Consider the following 2,495-nt stretch of genomic DNA (forward strand, 5'->3'; position numbering starts at 1 on the left):
CGTAATGCCGCGCCCGGTGACGCCTGCCGAGGTCGCTCAGGCCCGGGTCTTCGAAAGGCTTCTCCTGGCCGAGTCCGCCGAGTTACACGACCTCGCGCACCGCATACCGCGGGCCGCGGATCGACGCGTCGAGAATAACTGCTCCGCGCCATGGGACGTGATTCAGATCCGCGCGCGCATGGACGAAGTCCAGCGTCTGCTCCAGGCGTTGCGCGGACGGTTCCCGCAGCTACCAGACACCGAAAGATAGTCGCCGTCAATTAGCCGGTGCCGCAAGGCAATCAATCCTCTTCCAGGATCAGCGCCATCTCCGGGCACGCTGCGACACCGTCGCGAGTCGCCTGCGCGTCCTTCGGCCGCACCTCGTGCTCTTCGAGGGTGGAATAGCCGGACTCGTCGATGGGAAAAAGTTTTGGGTCTACCGCATAACACTGCGCATGCCCAACGCATTTCGATTGTTCGAGACGAACCTTCATCGAGCTGTCCTCCCTCGACCGGACACCTGCCGATTCTAGAAGACACTTACCATGTGGAAAGTCGCGCGGCCGCGCAAGCGGAGATAAATCACGACAACGGACGACGGGAAGAGCGCGTGTATGAGCACCCCTAAGGAAAGCCTCTACGGGGACTTTCACCTGCCGCGCTTTGAATACACCGCTTTGCCGATGAGCGCCGACCGTGGCGTCGGGTGGAAGGTTCTGCGAGATGCCGGACCGGTGGTGTTCATGAACGGCTATTACTACCTGACCCGCCGCGAGGACGTGCTAACCGCGTTGCGCAACCCCAAGGTCTTCTCGTCACGACTGGCGCTTCAGCCCCCGGGCAGTCCGATACCGGTAGTTCCCCTGGCATTCGACCCGCCCGAACACACCCGGTACCGCAAAATCCTGCAGCCCTTCTTCAGCCCGCACGGATTGAGCCAGTCGCGCCCGGTACTTGAGCGGCACGCCGCCGAGATGATCGGCGCCCTCGTCGACCGGGGTGAGTGCGAGGTGATGAAAGATCTGGCGAACCTCTATCCCTTCCAGGTGTTCCTGGACCTCTACGGTCTGCCGTTGGAGGACCGCGACAAGCTGATCGCTTGGAAAGACGCCGTCATCGCCGACAAACCCTATGTCAGCACGACCGACATCGCGTCGCCGGCACGCGAGCTGTTTGAGTACCTCACGGACATGATCAAGCAGCGTCGGCAAAACCCGGGCTCGGACATGTTGTCCGCGGTGATGGCCAGCGACGGCGATCTCACGGACTTGGAGCTGCTCGGCATGAGCCACCTGCTGATCCTGGCGGGGCTGGACACCGTGACCGCGTCGATCGGCTTTTCGCTGCTGGAGCTGGCGCGCAGACCGGACCTGCGGAGCATGCTTTGCGACAATCCCAAGCAGATCCGGGTTTTCATCGAAGAGATCGTCCGCCTTGAGCCGTCGGCACCGGTGGCGCCGCGAGTACTTACCGAGACCGCGGTCGTCGGTGGGATGATGTTGCCCAAGGGCTCTTCTGTTCATCTGTGCATGGCCGCGATCAACCGCGACGGCAGCGACTCAACCTCGACCGACGAGCTGGTCATGGACGGTAAGGTGCACCGGCACTGGGGATTCGGCGGCGGACCGCACCGCTGCCTGGGTTCTCACTTGGGCCGCATGGAGCTGACCGTGATCGTCTCCGAGTGGCTCAAGCAAATCCCGGAGTTCCACCTGGCCCCCGGCTATGAGCCCGGAATCCGTTTTCCCAGTAAGACTTTCGCGCTGGAGAGTTTGCCGCTGATTTTCGACTGACCGGCGCACGCCAACGGGCGTCAGCGGGTCGGCGTCGGCGTCGCCGACTCAGGCGGCGCGATCGGCGGCGGGCTAGGCACCGCTACTCTCGGCGGTACCTCGCCGACGTGCGCGGCTACCGCCGGGATCTCGATCGTCGCGCCCTGTTGGCCGCATTCGTTGCTGTTGACGGTGACGGTCATCGTGCCGCGCAGCGCGCCGTGCGATTGCTCCAGCCGGATCGACTGCGTGGTGGTCTGTTTGGCCGGCGCACCATTGGGCCCCAGGCAGGCGAACTGCACCTTATCCGGTCGCGACTGCCAGGCCCCGTCACGGAAATCCAGCACCAGCGGCTTATCGCCACCTGCTGGGCTCAGATTTTGATGGTCGTTGTCGTCCAGCATGGTCCCGGTCGCAACACAGGCGGTAGGTGTGCACGAAGTACGAAAAGCCCACCAGGTGCTGACATTTGGCGGTTGCGGGTCGGGGGTGCTGTCGTAGGTCTGCTGTTCGCGATTGACGTCGACGCGGTAGGACCCGTCGAGCGCTTCTCCCTGACCGGGAAAGTTACGGCTGCTGGTCGTCGTGGGGGCAGCGGCCCGGGCGGAGCTTCGGATCGCCGTCAGCGGGGCGGAGGCGTGTTTGGGCCCGGCGTCGTTGCTTCGGCCGATCACGATGCCGACGCCGAGCAACCCGACGCACAGCGCAGCCGCCGCGGTGCCCAACCCAACAATCCAAGGC

General features: G+C 64.1%; 3 protein-coding genes and 1 pseudogene. 2 read left to right on the forward strand and 2 right to left on the reverse strand.

Annotated elements, in window-relative coordinates; all coding sequences use genetic code 11:
• Window positions 1–250: hypothetical protein (locus WBF82_RS23255; protein ID WP_424385285.1), on the forward strand; the 250-nt coding region annotated here is incomplete at its 5' end.
• Between the two features lie 31 nt (window positions 251–281).
• On the opposite strand, the gene WBF82_RS23260 is transcribed toward WBF82_RS23255, so the two are convergent.
• Window positions 282–476 (reverse strand): ferredoxin, encoded by a 195-nt coding sequence (locus WBF82_RS23260; protein WP_424385286.1) that lies wholly within the window; start codon window positions 474–476, stop codon window positions 282–284.
• A gap of 120 nt (window positions 477–596) precedes the next feature.
• Here WBF82_RS23260 and WBF82_RS23265 point away from each other — a divergent pair, with 120 nt between their 5' ends.
• Complete coding sequence (locus tag WBF82_RS23265; RefSeq protein ID WP_424385287.1) at window positions 597–1,775, forward strand: cytochrome P450; 1,179 nt, start codon at window positions 597–599, stop codon at window positions 1,773–1,775.
• 20 nt (window positions 1,776–1,795) lie between these two features.
• Here WBF82_RS23265 and WBF82_RS23270 read toward each other — a convergent pair.
• A pseudogene (locus tag WBF82_RS23270) lies at window positions 1,796–2,495 on the reverse strand (serine/threonine protein kinase); the annotation flags it as partial.

This window comes from Mycobacterium sp. (genome assembly GCF_049673265.1).
Lineage (GTDB): Bacteria > Actinomycetota > Actinomycetes > Mycobacteriales > Mycobacteriaceae > Mycobacterium.